At 41.4% G+C, this 25,031-nt stretch carries 21 protein-coding genes, 3 tRNA genes and 1 pseudogene; 13 read left to right on the top strand and 12 right to left on the bottom strand.

The features are described from left to right. The first annotated feature begins 79 nt into the window (after positions 1-79). The 7 genes from msrB to AAJP47_RS01085 all read left to right on the top strand — a co-directional run bounded on the left by msrB (position 80) and on the right by AAJP47_RS01085 (position 4,578). Positions 80-505, top strand: a complete 426-nt coding sequence (gene msrB, locus AAJP47_RS01110) for a peptide-methionine (R)-S-oxide reductase MsrB (RefSeq protein ID WP_346716070.1) — start codon at positions 80-82, stop codon at positions 503-505. 177 nt (positions 506-682) lie between these two features. Then, complete coding sequence (locus tag AAJP47_RS01105; protein WP_346716069.1) at positions 683-1,168, top strand: glutathione peroxidase; 486 nt, start codon at positions 683-685, stop codon at positions 1,166-1,168. A gap of 334 nt (positions 1,169-1,502) precedes the next feature. Further along, a tRNA-Val gene (locus AAJP47_RS01100) sits at positions 1,503-1,578 on the top strand. A gap of 40 nt (positions 1,579-1,618) precedes the next feature. After that, positions 1,619-1,695 (top strand) — tRNA-Asp (locus AAJP47_RS01095). A 415-nt stretch (positions 1,696-2,110) separates the two neighbouring features. After that, positions 2,111-2,503: a pentapeptide repeat-containing protein gene (locus tag AAJP47_RS13435; protein ID WP_497198665.1), complete on the top strand. Its 393-nt coding sequence runs from the start codon at positions 2,111-2,113 to the stop codon at positions 2,501-2,503. A gap of 304 nt (positions 2,504-2,807) precedes the next feature. After that, on the top strand, positions 2,808-3,326 hold the full coding sequence (locus AAJP47_RS01090) for a hypothetical protein (RefSeq protein WP_346716068.1): 519 nt from the start codon (positions 2,808-2,810) through the stop codon (positions 3,324-3,326). Positions 3,327-4,278: 952 nt separating this feature from the next. Then, positions 4,279-4,578 (top strand): YrhK family protein, encoded by a 300-nt coding sequence (locus AAJP47_RS01085; RefSeq protein WP_346716067.1) that lies wholly within the window; start codon positions 4,279-4,281, stop codon positions 4,576-4,578. Positions 4,579-4,754: 176 nt separating this feature from the next. On the opposite strand, the gene AAJP47_RS01080 is transcribed toward AAJP47_RS01085, so the two are convergent. Further along, complete coding sequence (locus AAJP47_RS01080; RefSeq protein WP_346716066.1) at positions 4,755-5,501, bottom strand: SDR family NAD(P)-dependent oxidoreductase; 747 nt, start codon at positions 5,499-5,501, stop codon at positions 4,755-4,757. Between the two features lie 52 nt (positions 5,502-5,553). After that, positions 5,554-5,973, bottom strand: coding sequence for an Rrf2 family transcriptional regulator (locus AAJP47_RS01075; protein ID WP_346716065.1), 420 nt, complete (start codon positions 5,971-5,973; stop codon positions 5,554-5,556). Positions 5,974-6,249: 276 nt separating this feature from the next. Here AAJP47_RS01075 and AAJP47_RS01070 point away from each other — a divergent pair, with 276 nt between their 5' ends. Further along, positions 6,250-6,717, top strand: a complete 468-nt coding sequence (locus tag AAJP47_RS01070; protein ID WP_346716064.1) for a DUF305 domain-containing protein — start codon at positions 6,250-6,252, stop codon at positions 6,715-6,717. Here AAJP47_RS01070 and AAJP47_RS01065 read toward each other — a convergent pair. Both AAJP47_RS01065 and AAJP47_RS01060 read right to left on the bottom strand, forming a co-directional pair. Continuing rightward, complete coding sequence (locus tag AAJP47_RS01065) at positions 6,680-7,084, bottom strand: hypothetical protein (RefSeq protein WP_346716063.1); 405 nt, start codon at positions 7,082-7,084, stop codon at positions 6,680-6,682. The genes AAJP47_RS01070 and AAJP47_RS01065 overlap by 38 nt on opposite strands. Positions 7,085-7,116: 32 nt before the next feature. Next, a complete protein-coding gene (locus AAJP47_RS01060; protein ID WP_346716062.1) occupies positions 7,117-7,866 on the bottom strand; it encodes a hypothetical protein in 750 nt (249 codons plus the stop codon). A gap of 278 nt (positions 7,867-8,144) precedes the next feature. On the opposite strand from AAJP47_RS01060, the pseudogene AAJP47_RS01055 reads away from it, so the two are divergent. Further along, a pseudogene (locus tag AAJP47_RS01055) lies at positions 8,145-8,231 on the top strand (IS1595 family transposase); the annotation flags it as partial. A 28-nt stretch (positions 8,232-8,259) separates the two neighbouring features. Here the strand turns inward: AAJP47_RS01055 and AAJP47_RS01050 are convergent. From AAJP47_RS01050 to AAJP47_RS01020, 7 genes are all read right to left on the bottom strand, one after another. Next, positions 8,260-8,874 (bottom strand): hypothetical protein, encoded by a 615-nt coding sequence (locus AAJP47_RS01050; RefSeq protein ID WP_346716061.1) that lies wholly within the window; start codon positions 8,872-8,874, stop codon positions 8,260-8,262. A 3-nt stretch (positions 8,875-8,877) separates the two neighbouring features. Further along, positions 8,878-9,534, bottom strand: coding sequence for a T6SS effector amidase Tae4 family protein (locus AAJP47_RS01045; protein WP_346716060.1), 657 nt, complete (start codon positions 9,532-9,534; stop codon positions 8,878-8,880). Positions 9,535-9,537: 3 nt separating this feature from the next. Beyond that, positions 9,538-12,396 (bottom strand): DUF2345 domain-containing protein, encoded by a 2,859-nt coding sequence (locus AAJP47_RS01040; protein ID WP_346716059.1) that lies wholly within the window; start codon positions 12,394-12,396, stop codon positions 9,538-9,540. 77 nt (positions 12,397-12,473) lie between these two features. Next, positions 12,474-13,292, bottom strand: a complete 819-nt coding sequence (locus tag AAJP47_RS01035; RefSeq protein ID WP_346716058.1) for an OmpA family protein — start codon at positions 13,290-13,292, stop codon at positions 12,474-12,476. A gap of 134 nt (positions 13,293-13,426) precedes the next feature. Continuing rightward, positions 13,427-14,407 carry a type VI secretion system-associated protein TagF gene (gene tagF / locus AAJP47_RS01030; protein ID WP_346716057.1) on the bottom strand — a complete coding sequence of 327 codons (981 nt, stop codon included), beginning with the start codon at positions 14,405-14,407 and terminating at the stop codon, positions 13,427-13,429. Further along, a complete protein-coding gene (gene tssM, locus AAJP47_RS01025) occupies positions 14,404-18,435 on the bottom strand; it encodes a type VI secretion system membrane subunit TssM (protein WP_346716056.1) in 4,032 nt (1,343 codons plus the stop codon). Before tssM ends, tagF begins: the two co-directional genes overlap by 4 nt. A 67-nt stretch (positions 18,436-18,502) precedes the next feature. Then, positions 18,503-20,245 (bottom strand): hypothetical protein, encoded by a 1,743-nt coding sequence (locus tag AAJP47_RS01020; protein ID WP_346716055.1) that lies wholly within the window; start codon positions 20,243-20,245, stop codon positions 18,503-18,505. Between the two features lie 412 nt (positions 20,246-20,657). Here AAJP47_RS01020 and AAJP47_RS01015 point away from each other — a divergent pair, with 412 nt between their 5' ends. From AAJP47_RS01015 to icmH, 4 genes are all read left to right on the top strand, one after another. Further along, positions 20,658-21,698, top strand: a complete 1,041-nt coding sequence (locus tag AAJP47_RS01015) for a M15 family metallopeptidase (protein WP_346716054.1) — start codon at positions 20,658-20,660, stop codon at positions 21,696-21,698. Between the two features lie 30 nt (positions 21,699-21,728). Further along, entirely contained in the window at positions 21,729-22,388 is a 660-nt protein-coding gene (locus AAJP47_RS01010; protein WP_346716053.1) for a hypothetical protein, read from the top strand. A gap of 9 nt (positions 22,389-22,397) precedes the next feature. Beyond that, positions 22,398-23,744, top strand: a complete 1,347-nt coding sequence (gene tssK / locus AAJP47_RS01005) for a type VI secretion system baseplate subunit TssK (protein WP_346716052.1) — start codon at positions 22,398-22,400, stop codon at positions 23,742-23,744. Between the two features lie 134 nt (positions 23,745-23,878). Beyond that, a complete protein-coding gene (icmH, locus tag AAJP47_RS01000; RefSeq protein WP_346716051.1) occupies positions 23,879-24,691 on the top strand; it encodes a type IVB secretion system protein IcmH/DotU in 813 nt (270 codons plus the stop codon). A 100-nt stretch (positions 24,692-24,791) separates the two neighbouring features. On the opposite strand, the gene AAJP47_RS00995 is transcribed toward icmH, so the two are convergent. Beyond that, positions 24,792-24,867 (bottom strand) — tRNA-Asn (locus AAJP47_RS00995). Positions 24,868-25,031: the final 164 nt, after the last annotated feature.

The raw sequence follows: 25,031 nt of genomic DNA, 5'->3' as shown, positions 1-25,031 counted from the left end.
TCATGCTTTTATAAATAGGCAAACAACGATATATTTTTGATAATATCTTAAGTAACACATAATCAAATAAGGATAAGTTATGCAAGACAATCAACTGACCAAAGAAGAAATCAGCCAACTTACCGAAGCGGATTGGAAAGAGCGTCTCAGTGCTGATGAGTATCACATCATGCGTGAGAAGGGCACAGAGCGACCATTTACGGGCGTCTATAACGATGCGACTGATGATGGCGTTTATCGCTGTAAAGGTTGCGGCGCCAGTTTGTTTGATTCAAGCAGTAAGTTTGATGCCGGTTGTGGCTGGCCAAGCTTTGACCAAGGCGTCGATAATAGTGCTATAGATGAGCATGTCGATAACTCATTGGGCATGACTCGCACAGAAGTGACGTGTAGTAACTGCGGCGCGCATTTGGGGCACGTATTCCCTGATGGGCCACGTGAGACCACTGGTATGCGCTATTGCATCAACTCAGTATCTATCGATTTAGACAAATCTGAAAAATAGTTTTTATATTGGCTATGAGATGACATTAGCTATTAGATGACGTCATCACGTAAAGAATAAAGAAAGGAAGCACGTGTTGCTTCCTTTTTAATGTCAGGCCCTGTATATTCAGACTGATTAGCAAATCGCACTTCTCGTCAAACAATAATAAAAACACCACCCATTTAAGGACAAATAATGAGCACTGTTTATGATTTTACCGCCGAGCGTATGGACGGCAGCGTGCAAGACTTTTCTGATTACAAAGATAACGTGTTGCTAATCGTCAATACCGCAAGTAAATGCGGTTTTACACCGCAATTTGAAGGGCTAGAAGCGCTGTATCAGCAATATAAAGATCAAGGATTGGTCGTGATCGGCTTTCCTTGTAACCAGTTCGGCAGCCAAGATCCTGGCAGCAATGATGAAATTGGCGCGTTCTGTCAAAAGAACTACGGTGTCAGTTTCCCCATGATGGCAAAAGTTGATGTCAATGGTTCAGACGCTCATCCAGTCTTTACATGGCTTAAAGACCAAAAGAGCGGTTTGCTAACCGATGGTATTAAGTGGAACTTTACCAAGTTTTTAATCGGTAGTAATGGTCAAGTCATTGATCGTTATGCGCCAACCACCAAGCCAGACGCTATAAAGACCGATATTGAACAAGCATTGGTCAGTAAGTAAGGTAGAGATTAAACATTATTGGTTTTGTATAAAAATATAAAATCAATAAAAACAAATGCTTGTCAGAATCACAGTTAAAAATGAATAAAATATCTAAAAAAGTGGTAAATACTGTTTGACAGCCATGTGTAAATCTATATAATACACACCCACAGCAAGGGGACTTAATTAAGTTAGCTTCTGTGAAAGTTGACTAAGAGGTGACAATCTTAATTAGCTAGATTTTAAAGAAACTTTTCAAACCAATTAAAGGTGTGAAGTTTCTAGAATTTTCCCTTTAAGGAAAATTCGCTTGCGAACCTAAAATTGCAGTGCAATTTTTTAACGGTTCTCAGGGTGATTAGCTCAGTTGGTAGAGCGTCTGCCTTACACGCAGAATGTCGGCGGTTCGAATCCGTCATCACCCACCACTGATTTAGAGACGTGGTAAAATAGACTAAAACGACCTAAGCAGCGGTAGTTCAGTTGGTTAGAATACCGGCCTGTCACGCCGGGGGTCGCGGGTTCGAGTCCCGTCCGCTGCGCCATATTTAAAACGAATTTAAACTTACGAGTTTAAGCAAGTTTCGCCTCAAACATAACTTTGTTTGGGGTTTTTTTGTGCTTGTATTTCCTCTTAAAACCTTTTTTTATAAGGGCTGGTTGTTTGCCTCTATTGACCGTTAAGAAAAGTTCTGCTCTTTAATGATGCATGAATGATAAGTTCTTTCGCATGAGCTCTATCTTTTAAAAGTCGGTGACCAAGTGCTCAGTGACCAAACGGTGACCATTTTGTGACCAAGGCTATTAAAAATCTTGGCGATAACTGCTCCCTAAAATTTAAGCTTATCAACAAGTTTACCTCTACGGTTTCTTCAGCATAGCTCACGTTGCACCAAGTCAGATACCACTGGCTTATCCTATCAGGGATATTAAGATAGATATATTAGACTGGGGAAATAAATGATTACTTTAAAGTATATTGATAACAGTGATAACTGTACTGAGAAATCTTTATATTTTGATACAGATGAAGGTTTATATCTGTCCAATATGGATTTACATAGAATCAGTTTTGAAAATATGACAATACGTAATAGTAATATAAGCAACGCTGAACTGAGAAACGCTATTTTTACTGACGCAACATTTATTAACTGTGACTTTTCGGGTTCAGGTTTTATCAATATATATTCAGAGAATACAACTTTTAATAATTGTATTTTTGATAACGCAAGGTTTTATTCTGTCACTTTCGAGAATAGCATATGGAATAAATGCTCATTTTTAAGTACTAAAATGCATCTAGCTATTATCAACGGTGATGATATGCAGAGTGCTGTCAACAATGAATAGATAATCTAAGTATGAGACACACATAAGACCTGAACCATGACTGAGCATGATTCAGGTTTATGTTTATTAGAAGTAGACAATAATAGAGAGAAGTCTAAAGCTTGTAAACCATCAAGAGAGTTAACCTATACTGTCAATCTTCTAGCAACTGTTTGACAACCCTGATACGCCAGAAAAAGAAGCCGATGGCATCAGTGCGACAAAAGCCCTCAGTCTTGCCGCTCAGCAAGGTCAGACTATTTATACAATCACTAAAGCCAACTATGCTGAGATATTGCCAAAGCTGAACCATAGCGATGTGGTGATGACGGATATTCGTAACGGCGTGAATGCAGGTAAAACCGTCACAGTGCATGACACTCAAATTACTCTTAATGGCTGGTCAGGTACGGGCTATACCATCTTAGATCCAGAGTCAGGTGCTGGGGCTTATATGATTGGTGGCGGATTGGATGGAGGTTTTACTGCTATTCCTGGTATACAGAAAATACTTAGTGTTGTAGGCTTGGGTTACGTTTATATAAGATTACTTGCGATTCTAGGCAACTCTCTTCCAGATTTTTTAAATGGAATAGCTAGATCTATATTTTTACTATCCCATATTTTGAATATAGTTAACCTTGCAAATAATTGTAACTCAAGCCTCATAACACAAATTGTAATAATAGGAATGACATTACTAACTGTAGCTATCATTGGGTTATTATTTGTTTTTGCTGCACCTGCTATCGTAGGACTACTCTCTTTATTCGCAGTAGGATATTTTAATTCAAAACTAGTTTCAGCTACTATTAATACTTCAGCCTGTCAAAGAGAATACTAATATATGACTTCCCTTAATGAAGCGATAATACGTAAAGGATTTTGGAAAGAATGTTTATTATGGATAGTTAGTTTTATATTTTTTTTATTACTAGGAGTTGATAGTTGGGCAGCTTACTTTATGTTTGGTAGCACTGTACTATTTATGTTTGATAATGCGAAGAACAAAAGAGTAAGTAAAGGAACATTGTTTCTTATAATCTCTTCTATAGCTATGTGCATTATTGATTTTATATATAATCACTATTCCGTGTGATATAGGTGTAGTTAAAGGTCTTTTAAAGATTAAACAAAATAAATCTGAATCATGACTAACTATGATTCAGATTTATTTTGTTTAGAGTGTTAGCACTGGAATAGTAGAATCTATTATAACGATTTAAGCATATATTCGGCTAAGGTTAAAGCTAATAGTGATAGAGAAAAAATAAAAGACTATCACCTCTCTACTGGTTAAAATAAAAGGAAAATCAATTAAGATCATTAAAATATCTATTATATGAAGTATAAATATTATACTTTTTTATCTTTATATAAGTATAATATTTATACTTATTAGGTGACCAAAATAAGATTATTAGTTAGCGTAAACTGTATTAAAGTATGCTAAACATCATGGTTAAATATTGGATGGAACCGTTGTTATGTAAGGACTCATATCTTAATATACATTAAAGTCACTTAATGAAATATGGTGGGTCTAGCCTGTCACGCCCGGGGTCGCGGGTTCGAGTCCCGTCCGCTGCGCCATATTCTGTAGTAAGCAGAAAACGAATTTAAGCTGTAAAGTTTAAGCAAGTTTCGCCTCAAACATAACTTTGTTTGGGGTTTTTTTGTGTCTGTGTGTTTTGTAAAAACTATTTATTAATAGTATGCTAATTTTTTGGCTCAGCGATCTTATCTAATAATTAAATATTGTGCTCAATAAGCGATATGCGACTAAGGAGTAAGTTTTGAGTGATAGTAAAAAGCTAGATGTTGATATTGGGCAAGATCATATTGTGATACAGCGACGTTATGACGCCTTAGGTGCTGTGAATGATTTGCTCATCGCGATTTGGTTTCTGATCGGTAGTTTTTTCTTCTTAAAAGAATCATTGACGACAGATGGTACATGGTTATTTATTGCAGGTAGCGCGCAGTTGCTCATTAAGCCGATTATTAAACTGATCAGTTTGATCCATGTTGGTAGAGTATTTAAGAAATCAGGGCAGCAAAAGGCGGCGGCTTCAGAAAATACTAAACAGTTTTAGTAAGCGTGCAGTCATCATTATATCAATTAGGCAATACACGTCCCTAAATTATTTACTTATCATAACTTATCAGAAACTGACTCTTTTTACTCATTGTTTTCTCATATCTTAAGCGGTCTAATTATCTTCGAAATCAATGTAAGACAAAAGTAGGCCGCCGTTGAATATGTGCGCCTTTAGATTTGAACCATGCCGCCGTCAACAAATAACTCTATTCCATTGACGTAACTTGCATCATCAGACGCAAGAAAAACTGCCACCGTGGCCATCTCTTTTGGCTTAGCAGCTCGTCCAAGAGGAATTTGAGAGGCGAATGACGCTAAGAGTTCTTCTTCTTTCCCAGGCTCGGCAAGACCAAGAAGTCCTGGTGTTTCTGTCACGCCAGGGCTCAAAACATTGATGCGTATGCCTTTTCCTTTAAGGTCAATAACCCAACTTCGAACAAGGTTTCTTACCGCGCTTTTACTTGCACTGTAGACACTAAAGGCAGGCGTTCCGCTCACAGACACTGTCGAGCCTGTAATAATGATAGATGCTGAAGGTGAGAGAATAGGGAGCGCTTTTTGAACCGTAAAAATAACCCCTTTTACATTGGTATCGAATGTTTTGTCGTAACTTTCCTCTGTTATCTCCCCAAGCGGTTGAAATTCTCCCGTTCCTGCATTAGCAACAACAATGTCTAACGCACCAAATTTATCTTGGATCATCTTATATAAATTACTGAGCTCTTCAGGCTTAGAAACATCGGCTACGAATGCTGTTGCTCTTTCACCCAGCTCCTTCACAGCCTCGTCGAGCTGTGTTTTTCTGCGGGCGGTAATGATGACCGATGCGCCTTCTTGAATGAATTGCTTTGCGATAGCAAACCCTATTCCCGAGTTACCACCCGTTACGAGCGCAATCTTACCATTTAACTTTGACATATTATCTCCTAATAAGATACTTTTATAGTATCTAAATAAGGCAAAAAAAAGCCTATTTTTTCTTTGCCACCTTTTTCCCCATATCATCAATTGATATAGAGCTTAATTTTGTTTTCAAATCGCTTTGTACTTCTTCAAGAACATCATGCATTGCACCTTGAATGTTAGTGCTGATTTCACACGAAAAGTTCTTTGGATAACCATGTACCATAAATGTGTTAGGCGCTTCTACGGCCATATAGACGTCATACAAAGAGATGTTTTCTGCTTTACGTGCCAGTGTACTTCCACCATTTCTTCCGGATGAAGTACTAACCAGTCCAAAACTTGAAAGTTTGGCTAGAATTCGCTTAATAAAAATTGGGTTCGCGTTGACACTGACCGCAAGCTCGTTAGAGTTCAGTTTTTCATATTTAGCGAGCCCAGTGAGGATATGGACAGCAATTGAGAATTGGGTGTTTGTATTTGACATGAGTTATAAGATACTTTGATAGTATCTTATTTGCAAGCAGTTTTTTACTATGGGTTTTTTAAATCATGTGGAGAGTTTATTAGCAATCGTGGCGCCATCTTGATTTTCGCTACCAGATTGCTTAATTAACCCCTTCCAAGTTAAAGCTTTAGGATTGACAGCGTAGTGCATATATGCTGAAGTTAGATTATAAAATACCAACTACAAGCTAAAACTTCGAAGCTAGTGATAGGTACTAAGTTTTAGAAGATTTATCACATTGATGGAGACTGACTGATGAATCATGCCGATCAAAAACACATGAATCCTTATATAAAGTTTACCCTAATGATTCTGACGTCTACCATTGTGATGTATATCATGATGTACTTTAATACTTATGAATGGGATCACATTTATTTTAGTGAAACCAGAGCATACATGGCTTTGTATATGGGTGCCGCCATGGCGGTGATTATGTTGGCATTTATGACCAATATGTATAAAAAGACCAAGATAAATTTAATGATTTACGGACTGAGCGTACTATTATTTGCAGTAGGCATTTGGGGCGTGAGATCCCAAGCAACTGTCAATCAAGTCAGCTGGATGAAAGCTATGATACCGCATCATTCTATCGCTATTTTGACAAGCTCTAGAGCGGATATAGAAGATCCAAGAGTACGCGAACTCGCTGATGGCATTATTGAAACGCAGAAGCGTGAAATTAAAGAGATGAAAGCATTGATTCAAGAGTTGGAATAGGGATGTTTGCTGTAACAACATTAATTTCTTTGATGGAGGAGGCGATGTTTATATCTTGCTGAGTCGTTATAATCATCTCACCCATTGACCGCTGTATTAGCAGGTCTTCTCTGACGTAGCTGCTATTAGCCGCGCTATCAATGAGTATGTAGGGCGTTGTTTGATGGGTTGTGGTTCGCTGCCCGTCGCTGATACTCTCTAACTGTGTTTTGATGACACTATGGTCATTAACGGTTCTACCAAGTCCCGTGGCCAACTGTGTTAAACGTTCAGCCAAATGCTGACCGCCAAGGCTGGTTTGTGTTAGGGTCGGGGTATGATGTTGTCCAGTTTGTGCGTGGGTTTGCGGCTGGGTTGATAGTCTCAAGTTGCGTTAAGCGTTGTATTCGTCATTTAAACTTAGGAACATAAATTAGTATCTTCACATCTTATGTAACCCTGTAGTTCTTGATCATCCTTGTTATAACTTATTTCTAGCCAACCTGATGAGGCATCGATAACATTAAATTTAGAGCCTACTGAAAGATAGTCAGTGTTATTTTCATCATAGAATGAATCGTATTTCACTGTAGCCGTGTTTGTAGTATAACCATTCGTTTGTTTACTACTTAACCTATTACGGAACAAATCTGATTCGATCCCTTTTTCTACGATAGACTGATTCTTATATAGATAGGTGCTTAATACCTCATTAGTATCGTAATTTACTAAATCTCCTCCAGTACCAAAAAAGTTACTTAACTTCTTATCATAGCTGCACCTATAGTCTGAATCACACTTATAAACATTCGCCAGATAAAATGACTCGTAATTAATGTAAGGATGATTAGCATTTCTATAATCTTCAGAATATGATATTGCTGAAAATATATAAGACTGTCCATCTATATTGCGGAAAAAAGCATACTCTAATTTTGGTATATCATTTGGTACTTCAATGGTATCTAAATCAATTTTGTTACCTGAAATATCTTCAATAAATAATTTTAGACTCTGATCTTCTTTTATTGATGCTATATGCAAATTATCAGCTACTTGGTATTTTTGATCTGAAACATAACTATGACTAGAGCACGAAGCTGATACTAATAAAGTTGACAAAAAAATGGTGTTAATTAGAAAGGTATAATTCTGGAAATCACTACTCATAGGTTTAAGTTCCACTGTTTGCAAAGCTTCGTTTCAGGGTTGGCAGAATATAGCTGTGTAGCAGTTATTTCAATAAGATTTCTAGAGGGTTGTCAGGCGTAATGGTCTCTTCTTCTGTTTTGCAAGCAGTAGCTAAAAAGAGAAAGCTAAAAAAGAACCGATTGCTAAATATTTTTTTAATCATAAATTAAGGTGCTGTAGTAGATAAGCACTATGCTAGACTACTTTTATGAAGATAAACCATTGTAAACTAAGTAAAAAAATACAGCGAAGGCTATTTATTCTTGAAAGAGTGCGAGTTTATATTTAACTATGGGTCAACATCCAATCAACTTAAAACGCTGAGAAAATGGTGTGATATTTAACCCTTATCTACTACAGCCCCTAAATTAATTATCTAACCATCATTCCAGCTTCATACTCAATAACTAATGGCTCATGTAATGTGTATTGTTGCGAGTTCATTATTATTTTTGAGGTCATAAGTACCATGACATAATCGTCTTCTACAGCCATCCATTTTATTGGCGTTGTTTTAGAGGATTCAATATTATTATTATGAAATGTAAGTTTGCCTCTATTTTGACCTTCAACTTGAGAGATATCATATTTGAAAGTTTTCCCGTCATGTATTCCTTCGATATAGCATTCTGAACTTGTGTTTTGATAGCAGTAAACTAGTAATTGCTTGATGGGATGTAGTAAGTAATTTACTTTCCTAGGATCACCTGAGTTCAATATCTTATTCAAAGATTTTTTTGCATTGTAGTCATAGTCCTTAGTATGCGGTGTTTGTAATATTTCAGAGCAATCATCGTTTGAATAAGTGGACTGTAAACCGTTAGATGGAATGTTAATCGAATCAACTGATGAAATAGAAGTTCTTCTAACATCAGGTTCATTAATCGAATTACTATTATCTTTATTAGTATTTAATTGTTGATTCGAAGGCTCAGTTGCACCGCAACCAAACAACAATAGTGATGATATCAATACAAATTCTTTCATAATCTACTCACATTTACATTTCCTAGTAGGAAGAAGCCAAACATCTCCAAGATAGGACGTGGCATATCTATCCTGATAATTCATAGTAACTACAGTTACATGCCCTTTCTTAGCCATAATAAAAACATCCTCATGAGTTAAAGCTGATTTAAGTTTATAAAAATCGGTGCTATTAGTAAGAGTATAATCTGGCTTTGCCAATGTTTTTAAGTATTTATTCATTTCACCAGCATCAATAATGTATCTTTTACCTTCTTTTATGTTTAGATTCGCAGAAGGTGCACTTTTTGGAATAAGTTTACCTGCTTTGTTCAATCCATAGCTTACTCTTGCAGCACATGAATTTTGAACTCCGTTTGGATGATTAATGCCATACCCATTTCCAATATTGCCACCAATTTTTTCCCATGCTTGTGCTCCCGTATAGCTGTCATAAAACAAATAGTGTTTTTTGAAATCATCAGCATAGGGAAGTTTACAGTGACATTTTCTGAATCTACTAATAGTAGTTTTAGTGAGCTGTTGAATTTCTTGACTTCTAGTGCTTGACATACGGTCTGAAGGTATTCGAGCTGCATGTTGAAGGTCTTCTGTACTCGCATTACTAGTACCAAAAACAGCGAATGGATTAGATTGACGTTCATTTGGTGTCCTAGGCATGTGCTACTCCTCATTTAAATCTGTTTTTAAGTGGATAGTCATATTTTGTTCTATAGAGGTATACATCATATCGGTAAAGCCATCTTCATCAGTCGTACCTTCAAACATATCCCCCGTTATTTCAGCTTGTGCAATATAGTCAACGAAACTATAGGGAATATCATCGTCGTCAGTGAATCTGAATTGAGCAGTATAGTTATCTAGTTTCAAATGAACCTTAATCTCATCAGGATTAGAGCTAAAGAACGTCTCAGTATTGCCTTCAGCATCAGTTACACCCTCAAATGTCTCTTTCGTATTCTCATTGATCGCAATATATGATGTGTTGGCATAGGGAATATCATCATCGTCAGCAAACTTAAATTGCGCTTTAAACATCGCACCAGCTATCAAACTCGGCAACCCCACCAACCCAAGCCCATCATTTCCACCACCAGCCTTACTATGCTTACCACCTTTCTCCGTAAACTGTTTCGCTGCAATCGTAATATCAGCGCCATCAAGCGTGATACTAGCACCGCCCGCTGTCAGCGTAATCTTGTTCGCCGCTACTATTTCAACCTCTTTAGTCGAGGAGGATATATTCACATCTTGCTTAGCCGTCGCTTCAAGCTTACCTGTGTGCGCAGACAGCATGATACTGTCTTTAGCATTGGTCATACTAAACTGACCATCGGCTATGATATTGAGTGACTCACTACTGACTTGATTATGACTGTCACCACTACTGATCATCATATCTTGCTGAGTCGTCGTTATCATCTCACTCATCGACCGCTGTATTAGCAGGTCTTCACTGACGTAGCTGCTATCAGCCGCGCTATCGATAAGGGTGTAGGGTGTTTGTTGGTAGGTTTTAGTCTGCTGCTCGTCGCTGATATTCTCTAACTGGGTTTTGATGACACTATGGTCATTAACATTGCGTCCTAACCCCGTGGCCAATTGCGTTAAACGTTCAGCCAAATGCTGACCGCCAAGGCTGGTTTGGGTCAAGGTAGGGGTGTGGTGCTGATAGTTGTGTTGTTCTGATTGCGCATGGGTTTGTGGTTGGGTTGATAGAACAAGTGCTTCGCCTGATTTGATATTGATTTGAGCATTGGTGGTGGCATTAATACCTTGATGTTTAGCGCTATCTTTTGCTGGATTGATGATGCCCATTTTTAGACTGGCAGATACGCCAGCACTGTCCACTTTTAGCTGTGAGTAAGCCTGTTCTGTCCGATGATCGGTCACCCATTCGGTGAGGCCATTGTCTGTGTTGCGATAGCCGCTCTCTACGGCTTGCTCTTCGGCTGTCGCAAATAGGCTAGGGCGACTTTGGGATAATAAGCTACCTGTGTTGATTAAGTGCTCGCTATCACCAATAGATTGCATGAGCGTTTGGTCATCAGCTCTGTGCGTAAAGTGTGTACCATAATTAGCCCCTGCTTGTGCTTCTAATCGATTGATAGGTTGGGCAGCATGATCAAGTAGGTAGCTCTTGGTAGGTGTCATATGATTGCGGCTGTCACCATCACTTTGAGTCTCAGTGATGCCTGTCATCGGTGGGAGCGCGTGCCTACTATAAAAGCTACCAACCCACGGGGTATCTGCGGTAATCAGACGTAGCTGAGTCAAGTGGCTGCCAGCTTCCAAGGAGGAGGCGTGGCGTTCGTGATGACGGGCACTATTGGTCAAGCCTGTCACGTGCGCCAAACTATTGCGAGCCAAATGAACGATATGAGTAGCGCGGTAATGCTGGTTCAGCGTACTGTGATCGACCAATATAAAGGTGTCAGCCACGTTTAAATCGGTGGCATGAGACAATGCATGATAGACGCTGTAGTGACTTTGCAGGCTGCTTGCCACAATGGACGCTTCATCAATGGTTTCTGTATCTGATACGGGAGCAAACGCGGCGGGCGTGTCCAATGTCAATGAAGTAAGCGCATTATTACTGGTTTGATTTTCCTCCTGATCATTATCAATGCGAGTAGCAACATCAGCGGACTGAGTGAGGTGGGCGACACTTGCGCTATTGAAACGCTGCATGGTCACTGATTTCGGTTGGCTAACGACCTGCTCGCTCAATGCTAAAACGGGCGCATGGACGCGGTCATGTAATACTTGTTGATAGCGTAGAGCACCAATGTTTAAGCTGGTATCATTGCCATCGCTTGGATAGGCTGAGGTGAGGATAAGCGTTGGCGGATGATGCTCGTCAGTTTGCTCATGGCGCAGGTAAGCGGTCAATCCTTGGCGTGCAAGTCGCTCGCAAATATGTGCCCAATCACTGATTTGCCATTGAGTCATACGCGCGGGTGTCCAGCCAGCACTGCTTTCACCGACATTTCCACCCTCACTATCGTCTACTATTTCTATATCCAATGGGGCTACGCGCTCTGCAGTCATGGCTTGTACAGACAAATCCGTATCTATGCGGCTACGTAAATGTTGATGCAGTCGATAAGTGAGGGGTTGTGCGAGTAGACGATAATAGCCATAGCTGCCATCATGATCTAAATGATGCACAGCCGTTATATACAAATGGCGATAACTTAAACCATTAGGCGTATCAAAGCTTAAGGTTAGAGGGCTACCGATTAAATGGGTAAATGGCGTAAAGGGCGGGTGATGGCGCTCATGAATATAGACCTGTAGCACATAAGTGTCAATACCATGCTGCTGGTATTGAAACGGACCATTGGGGTTCAAGCGTTCAATAATAACGGCTTCATTGGAGCCTTGGATGAGTGTGTCTTTCCATGCTTGATGCGCATTTATATCTTGCTGAGCACTTGGATAGGGCGCTTGAGTACTGCCTTCGCTGGCATAGAGCCTATCAGGATGCATGGGGAGGACGGTATTGGTCAAGCGTAACATAGTCAAGTCTCTATTTTTTGAGCCGTGGCATCATAAACAGCCGTGCCTATTTACTATTGTCGTTGTAAGCAATGGCATTATTCGGCAAGGGTAAATTCGATACGGCGGTTACGAGTGCGGCCCTCTTCATTGTCATTACTGGCGATAGGGTCAGCATCCCCTTTACCAGCCGTGCTAAGACGGGCGGCGTTGATATTACGACCGATAAGGTATTGTTTGACCGCTTCTGCCCGTTTATTTGACAGAGCTAAATTGGCCGTTGGATTGCCGACATTATCGGTATGACCTGTAATCAGAACGGGTTTATCACCGATGCGGCGCAGGGCGGCGGCCATATCGTCTAAGATGCCAAGACCTAAAGGCGTGAGATTGGTACTGCCAGATTCAAACTCGACGATGCGATTGCCTAACGTGTCATCTATAAGACGTTGCTCACCTTCTACTACGACCAACTGGTTTTCTAATTGATAAAGATCGGTCAGACGTGTATGAATACGATTTTGAATCGCTTGTTTTTGTTCAATGCTACCAACTTTGCCATGTAAGCTAATGGTCGTGCCATGAATGTCGATACGACCTTGGCGAATGTTGGAGATATCACTATCGATAATAGCCGTTGCCACCTGTTGCCAATTGGTGGGTAGACTGATGTTTGAGCGCACTTCAATCTCATCCCGAACTATTTGGTTGGGGTATTGTGCCTTAAGCTTTTCTAGCAGTTGCTGCTTATCTGAGCTGGTCGCGACCACGCCTTTAATAACGACAGGAACGTTTTGCGCGCCATTGGGCTCATTACCTTCATTATTAGCGGCAAGAACCACAGCGCTGATGGGCAGGGTCACAGCAGCGACTAGGAGTAAGTTTTTTGTGAGGCTGGCGTGCCTAGTTTTTGTCATTCTAGTTAGGACTTTCATTAAAGTACCTTTTTCATCTTGTTATGAGTGAGCAGTGACTAATAATTGAGCAGCGACTAAATGCAGCGATTAAATACATCGGTAAGGCATAGTAACGAACGAACTGACGAAGAAAGCTACTGTGCCAAAAAGGTTTTTTTAAACAATTGCCTAGCATCATACAGGTAAAGATTGTCTTGTAACAAGATTTGATTGAAACGAGTTAAGCCAATGTCTTCATCGATATAGCTTTTTGTCCAATCACTATTGGCGATAACGACCCAGTCTTCAGAATAATGCGCTTCATTTGTCGAGATTTGCTCCAGTATGCGTCCATCTGGTTTGCTAAAACTCAAGAGCAGACGATAGCTGTTAGCAATTCGATATATATAGGTATTTAGATAAAGCTGATGTGGCTGATAAAATCCACTGATAAGATCGTGCCAAAAAGTCGCCATATATATCGCACTTGCTCTATCAGAAGTAAGCGACCAGCAGATGGTTTTATTAAGACCGTGAAAGCCTTTGGCAAAAGTAGGCAAAAATAATAGACCTGTAGCAATAATTTGTTGAATCAGCTGCGATTTATCAATGTCCATTAAAATTGCGATATCGTGCAAAGTGGCGGTGTTGATAAAGTCATAATAATGAGTGCTAGCACTGGTATTGACGCTGAGCTGGCTATGATTGAGATATTCCATCACTTGAGTACTGTCAGCTTGTGACTTAGCTGCGCTCAGGGTTTCATAAGTATCATCCCAAAGATTGGATGACTTAACGGGCAGATAGTTCATCCAGTTTTTTGGTTTATCAAGGTGCTGCACCCCAAAACCTATTAGCGGATAGTTTCTATCACCACTATCGTGACTGGGAACCAAAACGCCAGTAATCACTTCATTAGATCTGGTGTCGACATGGCTGAAGTTTAAAAAGGTAAGACTATTGGTATCTTGCTTATCTATGAGACGCTCATTAAATATGTCATTTGAAATGGCAAGCGCTTGGCTGACCCATTCATCGATGGCATTGGTCACATCGATGTGAGCGCGCGCCCTTATAAAATCTCCGCGAGCAGGCAGTTTGCCAAAATATACTAAAGGTAAAGAGTCAGGAGTCATGGCGTTTGCTCCTCCTGCTCAGTTACCGCTAGGTTTTCATTATCGTCGGCAGAAGTGTTGGTTGAGGGGTTCGCTGGTGCAGGGCTGTCCTCAGTCGCATTAGCAGTGACATTCAATTGACCTGCTGGGGCTGCAGGTGCTGTATTGGCTGGCGTGCGGTTCGGCGCGACCGAGCTGGCTGCTGCACCAGTAGCAGCCGTGCTATTATTGGCTGTATTGTCATCAGCAATTGGCTTGGCTGTACGCGTGACCCCAAGCGCGATCACCTCATCTGGCAGTTTCATGCCCGTAAATGGATTGGTCGAGCGGCCTTGACTGGCGGTAGTGCTATTGCCACTGATGATTCTAAAGCGTACAGAGACAGTGACGCCGTCCCCTGTCCACGCCATCTCAAAGAGGTTGTCACCAATCTCAGTACGACGGGCGCTATTGATAAGGCGTTCTACCCCAAAGCTACCGGCTTCCTCAAAGATCGTAAAATCTTTACCATCATAATCCTTGGCTCTGATACTGGCCCCAGGCTGGCTGCTTGGATTTGGCCATACAAAGGTGGTCCATGCCTGCGTACCCATACGATAACGTAGCTGTTGACCATCGACCACAATCGTATACTCGGTCAAACCACTGACGGGTAACGGCATGATTTGGAAGGTCGTTTGATTGGATGCGCCATTACCATTTGCTGAACTGGACGAGCCTGCACTATTGCTGCCCGTATAGTTGACAAAGTAGCGACCAAAGTCAGCGACAAACTGCGGGTTTAGACCCAAACCTGCGCCATTCCAAATCTTACTTGAAATTTGATCGCCACGACGAATGATAAAGGGAGACAAGGTTTCATTAACGAAACGTGCCACATAACCATCTGGACCAAAGAATTGACCAATCTCTGCTGGCGTTGCTTCTAAGTTGGCATTGGCAGTAAAGGGATATTTCTTTTCTAAATTATCAAGGAAAGGCTTACGAACTTGTGCTTTCCAAACTTTGTTAATTTCTGCCTTCGTTGGCGTCAGCAGCATATTGAATGATCGAGTTAGTGGCTCACTCAATAAAGGACGAACGAGTTGCTTTATTTCAGAGTTGGCTTGACTCAATATCTGCTCATCTAATATCTGTAGAGACTTGGTCAACTCAGATCCTTCAGGGCTAAGCGTTTGTGAGGCAAATAATAAGGCATCAGGGCCAATATCGTCACTGCGCGCAATATTGTTAAAACGCGTACGAATGTCTCCCAAGCTGGCAATATAGTTGTCCAGTAAAGACAAGTCTTGGTTGTCTTCTCTTGGCGTCACCAAAGCATGTATAGAGGCGAACTCTTGTGAGATGACACCTGAGGCAGATGGCGTGGCAGGCGCGGCATTATTAGAGCCACTGCCGAGCGCCGCTTCTGCTTGACGCAGTTCAGCAGGACTTTGACGCAGTATGGTTTGTTTGAACCAATTAACAAATGAGCGCCGAGACTGACCACCGTTTTCTGAGGTTTGACTGGCAGCTTGGTTGTCCCACTGAGTTTGACGATCAACTGTCTCAAATAATGTTTTTAGCGGGGATTCTGTGGCATTAGATAGCTGGTTTAATAAGACAGCATGGTCACTAAATCCTTTACTATCACGAACATAAACTTGTGATAAAAAGCGTTTCCACTCACTGATATATTCTTGTTTATAGCGATTGACCAGATATTGGCGGATTTGTTCAGGACTACCTGTCAAGGTTAGATCGTCTTGGCTACTGGTCGCCAGCACCCAGTCATCTGCTACCACTCTTGTCGTGGCCGCTTTATCAATCTCATCACTAACAAAAGACTCCCAGGCTTGTTTGGTAAAAGTACCTGATATCACATAGCTGCCAAGTAGAGCTTCGTTAGCGGTATTTTGGGTAATCTGAGCCACTGTGACCGAAGGAAAGCGAGCCGAAGAACGCATTTTTATTTCGGAATAAACACGCTCACGAGCAGGTTGACCTTTACTCACTTTAGACAGATTGGTACGCGTTTTGTCGATCAGTGCCAAGTCGTTTTGGATCAATGGAAAGGCGGGGTCATCGACGTGCGCCAGTGTAAAGCTCAAGATGCGCTCGGCTTGGCGAATCATCTTGTCACGCGGCATATCAGCACGATTGGCTTCAAGCCAGTTACGCCAAAATCTTGTCATCTGATCACTCAAATGACTGGTCTCTAAATTGTCATGATTACCCAGCATGAGATAAGCTTTGAGCGCATTATATGCATCTTCAACGTCCGTAGGATCTGACTGAATATAGGCATCATTAGTAGCGGTGTCAGAGGCTTCATCGTCATTTGATGACTCTGTGCGTACCTCTAACTGAGTGGCGTTTGCGTTTACCTCCGTCAAAAATGATTCTATATTTTGCGTGGTTGGTGCTAACACAATGATGCTAACCCCGTTGTAATATTCTGCTAGCAGCTTTTGTTTGAGCTTGTCACCTTGATACAGACCGAAGCCTAAAGACAAGGGTTTGTCTTCCTCGTAACCTTCGAGTTGCTCAATTCTACTTTGTAAGATACTCAGTGATTCAAGTTGAGATTGCAGATCACCGTTAGCGTTTTTTTGCTGATCAGCGACTTGCTGTAAGTCAGCCACCACGCGTTCGGTAAGCTGTTTATTATTGGCGTATGACCATGTCCATAAGGCCGCAGCCGTGCACAGAGTTACCACAGCAGCTAAAGTCGCTAACGCACGATGACTGCGTTTATTACGGTTTTTGTGCTGCTTGACCAAATGCTTGTCTTTTAGGATAACCTTTGAAAACAAGTCTTGTAAGAAATAGGGTTTGTCTGCGCCTTCTTGCGGCGTGTTGAGCGATACGGCAGGCGGGCGCAAGTCATAGTTTTGCACCATTTGTAGCGTCATTTGACTGCTAACTTGCCCATCTTGCAAGGCACTAGTGAAGTAAAATCCACGCAGTATGGGCTTAAATTGGAACGGGTTGTCTTCAAATAAGGCATGCATGAGCGTGCGTATCATGGGGCGCAATGACTGAAATTCTATAGGAAACGTCATGAGACTTGGAGACACCGTGCGTTGATGACGCAGGGACAACTTGGTTGTGCTCAAATCTTTTAGACCGTTGACCAAGGTACCAAAATGCTCTTCAAACACATCGGTAATATTGATATTTTCAGGGTCTTCAGGGTAGGGAATGGTTGCGCCCCATACTTGACTGCGCTCTTCTTGTTCATAGTCATTAAAAAAGTCACGGAAGCCTGAAACCAAATCCATTTTGGTAAAGACAACATAAACGGGAGCGTAGACTTCTAACTGTTCGGTTAAATCTTGCACTCGGCTACGTAAATTTTTGGCCAAATCCAGCGCATAGCTTGGATCGTTTTTGGTAAGCTCAGCGATACTGACCGCGATGATAATGCCATTGATGGGCGCTTTAGGGCGATTTTTTTTGAGCAGGTTTAAGAATGATAGCCATTCTGAACGATCTTCTTCGTAGACCGAGTAGCGTCCTGCGGTATCAAGCAAAATGCCTTCGGTTGAAAAAAACCAGTCACAGTTACGCGTACCGCCAACACCTTTGACCGATAGCTTGTTGGTCTTCTCCATAAACGGAAACTTTAAGCCTGAGTGTAGTACCGCTGAGCTTTTGCCAGCCGCTGGATTACCAATCACCATATACCAAGGTAGTTCATACAATGCCGCTTTGCCCGTTTGATCACCAATCTTTGATTTACGAATGGTTTTGATGGCATCTTGCATTTGTTGACGCAGCGCTTGCACTTCTTGGGTATTTTCATCTTTTGCTACTTGAGATGCTTCATCGTCGCTCGTATTGTCCTTGTCTTCGACCAAGTTACTCAGCTCATCTGAAGCAAGCTTGCGCTTTTTCCACACATAATAAGCAATCCCGCCCAACACCGTAACGGTGATCAGGATACCAACGATGATGAAAAAGGTTTTAATGGCCACATAGTCATATAACAGGACTAGGGCGACTATGATTCCCAAAATTAACAACACTCTTGGGTTATAGATAAGATGAAAAAACCTTGAAAACATGAGTGCTACCTAGTGTGATCTTAAGACAATAAAATGAGTGTTTACAATGATAAAGCGTGCCCAAGAGCTATGAATCAGATGTTTGAGAAAAATCAGCCAGCCACAGCATAGCGCATTGCTTATGTTGGGTAATCAAAAATAGTTTTTCTGACTCTTGTTGGTTTGTTTCTGCTAAATCCACGCATAACGACAAGCTGATGAATGGCTTTAACCAATTATTCAATGGCATATAATGCCCTAAATGATGCTCATTTACTAGAGCACCTTTTGCTATAAATGCGTCAACAAAGCTCAAATATACTGATATGTCATAAGGCTGTATTGATGGATTAATGTCTGATAGAGCGACTATACTGGTATCTTCTATTTGAACATTAGTCTTTTCGTTAATATTCTTGTTGATGTCAGATGATTTTGAGATGGGTTTTTTTGTCAGCGCTTCGTCAGGATTTGGTGCGGATGTATGGGTCGGTGATAAAGATAAATCATTATGCAGTAACAGATTTTTTATGGTCGTTAAATGGTTAAGATAGCGACGTTTATTACTCTCATTATTTTCATCATGAGGCGTACAAATCTCAGTCAATAACATACTGGTGCTGATCGTGGTATCGGGATCAAGCAGCGCCTGCGCCGCTTTATTCATAAATAGCAGCAGTGTACCGGCCTCGGTAGGAACAACGTTAGCGGTGTAGTGGGAGGATCGATAGCTATCTAACCATTCTTCATCAATCTGTGTATCAGCAATTATCATTAAGCAAAGCTCAGGCAAAGCTGACTGCGACAATGATAGGAGATGCTCATTGATAAATTGAGTTGGGTCGTAAGGGACGGTACTGTCTGCTGAGTTGGCTTCTGTATAAACATCAATATCAGTATCAGTCACTATAGAGGTCACGCGAAGCAATGTTTCGGGAATACCATAGGTCGCTAATTGCTCTTTTACCGCTGCGATCAAAAAGTCAGAATCAGCGCGGGCGGGTAAGCATAAATAAATAGCTAGCGCGGAGAGTGAGACATCAGAGGTAGTAGGCAGAATGTCTTCACTGCTTGCGTCGTTTGCACTCACCAAATAATGCTGTTGCCATTCAGGATGAACATGAATCGCTGAATTGGATTGGATCTCATCTGATGTATGCTGCTGGAAATATTCGGCGAGGTTGGATAGGAGGTCATCGCTCAAAGCAAGTTGCTCGTGGATCAATGAATATAGGCGTAAAGTTGTCGTATTGAGTGCTGCTAGACGCTCTGCATACTTGTCGTCTTGGTCAAACATGTCATTATCGTAATGGTTATTGGCATCATCACTATCGTCGTCATTTAAAACGGAATTTGCGATATTCGCATCAGTCATATATACGCTGGGTAGAGAAGTCGCGTCAGTGAGCCTTGTAATTGGCTTAATCAGTATTGGCAATCCATCGAAATCTACCAAGTCCTCACTTAATACGGTCAAGTCTTCGTCATTCTCAATCACCTCAGACCAATGGTCGCCTTCTGGCAGACAGACACGACTATGTATAAATAACTGATAAGTATCAGGTGTCTCAACGTCTTCATGCTTGCTAGAATCTCCAGACATCACATCTGATCCATCGTTTTCTTGCTTATCTCGTTTTTTTTGCCACCACAAAATTGCTCCTATAGAGCTGAGTAATAACAGCGGAATCAATACAAACCATAAGAACAAGCCAGATGACGTTAGATGTCGCGCATTGTCTTTAAAATACATCCAAACCAAAATGAGATACACCACTAACAAGATCATCAAAGCATAGCGGCTGTATGACAGTATTTTTTTTACGCGCACTTATCAAAACTCCTTATTTGTCGAGTTATTACTCTATTATAATGAGACAATAAAAGTCGTGAGGACTTATTTTATGGCATACGCCTGTATCTTTCTACCAAATTGAAAGACTTTATTTTACTTGTATGATAGCGGATTTTAAAAACAGTTTTGTCTTTAAACCGCCATTTTGACTAAAATTTACAATAGTTTCGAGTATTAACAAGGATTATAGAGAAGGTTTGTCTATTTTGGTTTTTACAAAGACCATCGAGAAAAGAGTAAAAATAAATAATTAGTATAATTAAGTCAGCTTTATTTTAACTGAATAGAATTTGCCTATATAATGCTGGTTAAATGAGAAGATAGACGCCTGTTTATTTATTTTTACTCTTGTTACTTTAACTGCTGCTGCCTTTTATTTATGATCTATTTGACTGTTTCTGTCTTTGTTCTCGTCTCTATTGTCATAATTATCATGCTCTTTGATCGGCAGCTATGTGGGCGACTGTTTGATAAAGTAGGCAGACACTCACAGCGTTTTCGTACCTTAAAAGCCAATCGATTAGTCATAAAATCGCCAACCAAATTTTTTCGTTCATCTGTTAAGCGCTTCAATCGTCTTGTTCAGCGTACAGATGTCTCTCGCATCCCAGTGGTAATAGCGCTATCACTCTTAATTGTTATGACGACAGCGGGCTTGTGTTACGCCTTGATTACCAATAATTCGTTAAAGGTCTATCACGCTCAAGATACAACGCTTAGTAACACGAACTCGCAAATCAGCCAATTACTGATGGGTGAGCGCTTGCGACCACCAGCGCCACCATCAGAGGAGCTGTTTGCAGAGCTCGATGCGGAGATTGCAAGTTACCAAGCTAGTAAGACAGAAGAGGGATACTGGCCAGACGCTCAGACTGAGACGTCTCAAGACGATAGACCACTCATGCTACCTGAGCCTGATTTGTCTAACTTGGATGCACAAGATCATACCACTGGCTATTCAGGCGATATGCTGGCCTCACACATACATGATGGTCATATCAATATCAAAAACGCCGACCGTAATTGGAAGAAGATGAACTCGGAATTTGTTCAACGACTGTTGACCGTATATAAGGTAATGAGTGATCAGTATGGCTACGACATGGTGCTTTTAGAAGGGTATCGCAGTCCTGAGAGGCAGGCACGATTGCTTAAAAAAGGCAGTCATGTGACTAAGGCGGGGTCTTATAAGAGCTATCATCAGTTCGGTCTAGCGGCAGACACTGCTTTTATTAGGAATGGCAAAATTGTGATCAGTGAAAAGGATCCTTGGGCCATGCGAGGTTATAAATTATATGGTAAAGTAGCCAAATCTGCTGGACTTGTGTGGGGTGGCGACTGGCGTATGATGGATCTTGGACACGTAGAGCTACGCAAAAAAGGAGTGCTTGGTCGCCCAGAAATGGCGGAACTCTTGACCAGTCAATAATGATAATAATATTTCAAGGTAAATGAAAATATGGACAGAAGTAAGATATTGCCGATGACATTAATCGTCACCAGTTGTTTACTGAGCAGCTTGTTAACAGGATGTAGCACTGGTGGAGGAAGTCAGTCAAATACCAAGGGCTCTGCAACTATTGATCAATCTTCTGGCAGTGCCACAGGTTCTGATGATTTTAGTCGTCTAAAAGCTCAGTTGGAACAACAACAGCAGCAGCTTGAAACGATGAGTGCCGAGCAGCAGTCATTGCAGGAACAACTCAAGCGGCAACAGCTTACGTTGACCATTAGACCTACCGTCAATGCCAATGCAGGACACGCCGCGCAAGGAACCGCCAGCACTGCGTATATTGCGTTTTTGGAAGAAGAAAGTCAGTTCACCGATATTGAGGCGTTAGCGGCAAAAGAGGTCAGCGTCATTCCTAATCGTGAGGCGAGTGTGACATTAGCCGTTCCGCAACAAGCGCAATTTATAGCGGTCAAAGTGGGACTAAGATATACCAAAAAACGCTCACAGTTTCTGGTTCCGCTTGCCAGTCTCATCGCAGATACCCCGCTTGTGCTTAATATAGGCGCCTGTGATGTAAATATTGCTGAGGGTATCAGTCCAGAGCAGGTAACCACCTTTACCACCAAACTTAAATATTATCAGCAGCCGCTAGTCAGCTGCTCGTAGGAGATTGTCTTGAGCAAACACAGAGTATTATGGGGCGAGGGGCTGTTTTTACGACCTCAGCACTTTCAAATTCAAGACACCTATCATAATGCGCAGCGGGCATTGAGCATGAAGCTGATGCATCCGTATGCTTATGGCGTCTCTGATGTTCAGATTGATAATCAGCTGTTAGAAAGCAACTTATTGAGTTTTCTAAGTATTGATGCGGTATTACCAGACGGTACCATTTATCAAGCGCCGCGTACCGATGCCTTACCAAAAGCCATGAATTTAAACAATCAAGACAATGGCGATGAGGTGTTTATATTTTTGAGCTTAGAGATTTTTCATAGTGGCGGCAATAATATACAAACCGACCGCAGTGACAATCCAGCGCGCTTTGTTAGAGACACGATTGAGGCTCAAGATTTATTCAGTCAAGCGGCGGAAGCGGTCATCGACGTTATCAAACTGTCGCCAAGCTTGCAGTTCAGTCATTCTGCTCAAGCACCGAGTCAGGACACCGTGTCTTTGTTGGTTGGTAAGCTGGTACGCACCACTCAAGGTTTCTACCAAGTGGATGACGATTACATCGTACCGAGCGTTCATATCACGAGTAATCCTGCGCTCATTGGTCAAGTCTATCGTTTGATGACTATGATTAATACCAAGTCTACGTCATTGTACGATCATCATCGTCAATCTAATAACGACTTACTAGAATTTCGCTCGTCAGATATTGCCTCTTTTTGGCTATTGCATACCCTTAATACGGCTTATTCTCAGTTAAGCCATTTATATAACAATGCCAAGTTGCATCCAGAACGTCTTTATGAGGCGCTGTTAAATGTGGCCAGTCAGTTGGCAACTTTTAGCTCATTATACAAAGTGGGCGATTTACCTGCCTATCATCACGACAACGCCAATGAGTCGTTTAACAGCATTATCTCGATCATTCGTGAGTTGCTCAACACCGTGATTGCCAGTAACTTTATATCGATTCCATTGCGTCAGAATAAACCATCTTACTATGTAGGCGAGTTGAGTAGTGACAAGATCACGCGTGGCTCACAGCTTTATCTGTCTGTCAGCTCATCGTTACCGATGCATGAGTTGATTGATATCGTACCACGGCGCTTTAAGGTGGCAACGCCTGACTCCGTAGAGAAACGAGTATTGTCAGCACTGCCGGGCTCACCTGTCTCGCATGTGACGCAAGTACCGAGCGCCATACCTGTGAGACCAGGCTTTAGCTATTTTACTATTGAGCCAGTTGGCGAGCTCTACGATGAGATGATGAAGTCTGAGTCTATCTGTATCTATGTACCAAACGGCTTTGATGACTTAAAAATTGAGCTGATGGCTATTGTTCAGTAGTATTTGTAAAACCCTATAAAGGCAGATTGATTAGAGCGTCTTATTTGTAGTTGATATCATGCTCACTGTCTGCTAAAGCCATTTTTGGCACCCTTATTCAGCTGTATTTAAAATAATTCGCATTAGGAATACTCATGTCAGGGAACAACTCAGGGGGCGCTGCGCCCTCATTATTAGATTCAGGTGAGGTGGCCTCAAAGGTCTCAGCGAGCGGTCTTGATAAACGTATCAGTAGCCAGTCGCTGGTTGATATGATGTACGACGGTTTTTATTTGGTATTTTTATTACGTAATCATTATTTCAGTACCGAGCCGCATAAATTTCGCCAAAAAATATATGACTTTTTAGATAAGTTTGAGATCAATGCCCGCAAAAGAGGCTTTTTGTCAGAGGACATTCATGAAGCCAAGTACGCTTATTGCGCATTGATTGATGAGACCATCATGACGTCGCAGGAGCCGGCGTTTCAAACGCTAAAAGATGCGTGGGAGCTCAATCCTTTACAACTGGATTTGTTTGGTTCACAGATTGCTGGCAATGAGTTTTTTGAGCGCTTAGACGGTTTGCGTGAGCAAGGAGAAAAGCGTCTGCCAGCGCTAGAGATTTATCACTATGCTATGCTGCTAGGCTTTCAAGGAAAGTATCGCTTAGAGGCACCAGAAAAGATCCGTTATCTGATCTCACGCTTGGGCGATGAGATTGAGCACCTGCGCGGCAATAAAAATGAGTTTTCACCGTTTTGGGCAATCCCTGATCAAATCAAGCATACGCTCACCAGTGAGACACCGCTGTGGGTGATTCTTGCGGTCATTGCCGTATTATTAACGGCGATATTTGCGACCATGTGGCAATTGACCAATCATTTCTCTGACAATCAGCTATCCGCCTATGATCATGTGATTCAAGAAAACAAAGAACAAGCGCATATCTCAATATTTTTACCGTAGTGCATCTTCAAGCATAAAAAAACCCTCATCAAAGTGATGAGGGTTTTGGCAAATGCCATAATTGAATCTAAGATGACTCAAGAAATTTACTACTAGAATATGGCTCTCCAACCTGGGCTCGAACCAGGGACACACGGATTAACAGTCCGTTGCTCTACCAACTGAGCTATTGGAGAATAAGTTGTAAGAAGTTAAACGCTTACAATAAGCTTAACAGTCTCTAATGAGTTCTTGCTAAGTGGGGCGTATTCTAGCAAAGATAAAAAATACGTCAAGCATTTTTTTGCATAATTGATAAAAATCGTCATTTTAATGATGTGGTGGATAGTTTTCTTCAAAA

The organism is Psychrobacter halotolerans, assembly GCF_039680845.1.
Taxonomy (GTDB): domain Bacteria; phylum Pseudomonadota; class Gammaproteobacteria; order Pseudomonadales; family Moraxellaceae; genus Psychrobacter.
Note: the sequence above shows the minus strand (reverse complement) of the source record. Positions and strands in the feature narration are given on the sequence as shown.

Excerpts from the sequence above, each read along its gene's own strand:
- msrB (WP_346716070.1), top strand. The coding sequence starts at position 80 with ATGCAAGACAATCAACTGACCAAAGAAGAAATCAGCCAACTTACCGAA.
- AAJP47_RS01105 (WP_346716069.1), top strand. The coding sequence starts at position 683 with ATGAGCACTGTTTATGATTTTACCGCCGAGCGTATGGACGGCAGCGTG.
- AAJP47_RS13435 (WP_497198665.1), top strand. The coding sequence starts at position 2,111 with ATGATTACTTTAAAGTATATTGATAACAGTGATAACTGTACTGAGAAA.
- AAJP47_RS01090 (WP_346716068.1), top strand. The coding sequence starts at position 2,808 with ATGACGGATATTCGTAACGGCGTGAATGCAGGTAAAACCGTCACAGTG.
- AAJP47_RS01080 (WP_346716066.1), bottom strand. The coding sequence starts at position 5,501 with ATGTCAAAGTTAAATGGTAAGATTGCGCTCGTAACGGGTGGTAACTCG.
- AAJP47_RS01075 (WP_346716065.1), bottom strand. The coding sequence starts at position 5,973 with ATGTCAAATACAAACACCCAATTCTCAATTGCTGTCCATATCCTCACT.
- AAJP47_RS01070 (WP_346716064.1), top strand. The coding sequence starts at position 6,250 with ATGAATCATGCCGATCAAAAACACATGAATCCTTATATAAAGTTTACC.
- AAJP47_RS01060 (WP_346716062.1), bottom strand. The coding sequence starts at position 7,866 with ATGAGTAGTGATTTCCAGAATTATACCTTTCTAATTAACACCATTTTT.
- AAJP47_RS01050 (WP_346716061.1), bottom strand. The coding sequence starts at position 8,874 with ATGAAAGAATTTGTATTGATATCATCACTATTGTTGTTTGGTTGCGGT.
- AAJP47_RS01045 (WP_346716060.1), bottom strand. The coding sequence starts at position 9,534 with ATGCCTAGGACACCAAATGAACGTCAATCTAATCCATTCGCTGTTTTT.
- AAJP47_RS01040 (WP_346716059.1), bottom strand. The coding sequence starts at position 12,396 with ATGTTACGCTTGACCAATACCGTCCTCCCCATGCATCCTGATAGGCTC.
- AAJP47_RS01035 (WP_346716058.1), bottom strand. The coding sequence starts at position 13,292 with ATGACAAAAACTAGGCACGCCAGCCTCACAAAAAACTTACTCCTAGTC.
- tagF (WP_346716057.1), bottom strand. The coding sequence starts at position 14,407 with ATGACTCCTGACTCTTTACCTTTAGTATATTTTGGCAAACTGCCTGCT.
- tssM (WP_346716056.1), bottom strand. The coding sequence starts at position 18,435 with ATGTTTTCAAGGTTTTTTCATCTTATCTATAACCCAAGAGTGTTGTTA.
- AAJP47_RS01010 (WP_346716053.1), top strand. The coding sequence starts at position 21,729 with ATGGACAGAAGTAAGATATTGCCGATGACATTAATCGTCACCAGTTGT.
- icmH (WP_346716051.1), top strand. The coding sequence starts at position 23,879 with ATGTCAGGGAACAACTCAGGGGGCGCTGCGCCCTCATTATTAGATTCA.